General features: G+C 57.0%; 1 protein-coding gene and 1 pseudogene. One reads left to right on the top strand and one right to left on the bottom strand.

Annotation, left to right across the window (positions count from 1 at the left end):
* The coding region (locus AC244_RS36155) for a transposase (protein ID WP_152976122.1) at positions 1 to 178 on the bottom strand (178 nt) is incomplete at its 3' end.
* Between the two features lie 102 nt (positions 179 to 280).
* Here AC244_RS36155 and AC244_RS34840 point away from each other — a divergent pair.
* A pseudogene (locus AC244_RS34840) lies at positions 281 to 514 on the top strand (IS5/IS1182 family transposase); the annotation flags it as partial.

Raw genomic sequence — 514 nt, forward strand, 5'->3', positions numbered from 1 at the left:
CGTTCAACTGCCAGCGCGTGATCCCGTGACGTTGCGCCGTGGCCGTGACCTGCCGCGGGCCATTAAAACTCTCCGCCACAATCGCCAGCTTCGCTTCATCCGTGAAACGCCGGCGACGGCCGCTATCGATAATCTCCATCCGGCTGAAACGCCCTGAGAGATCGTTTGTGATGTCCATTGAAGCACCGTCTATATTGCCGTCTATATAGACAGAGAATCCACAGTCTCACTCACATCCGCAATGCGGCCCTGCTCGGATGCGTACATTCAATCTTTTGCCATGAGCAAATATTTTCGCCCCTGGAATATCGATCAGACACTGCTTCTTCCGCCGAGCGTGCAGGACTTCGTGCCGAAGGACCATGTGTCGCGGTTCATCGTTGAACCGGTGCGTGAGAACCTTGATCTCAAGGAGATCACGGGCAGCTATGTGAGCGGGCTCGGTCAGCCGCCGTTCGACCCGCGGATGATGGTGGCGCTTCTGCTGCACGGTTATGCGAGCGGGCTGTATTCG

Source organism: Ensifer adhaerens (assembly GCF_001270265.1).
GTDB lineage: Bacteria > Pseudomonadota > Alphaproteobacteria > Rhizobiales > Rhizobiaceae > Ensifer > Ensifer adhaerens_B.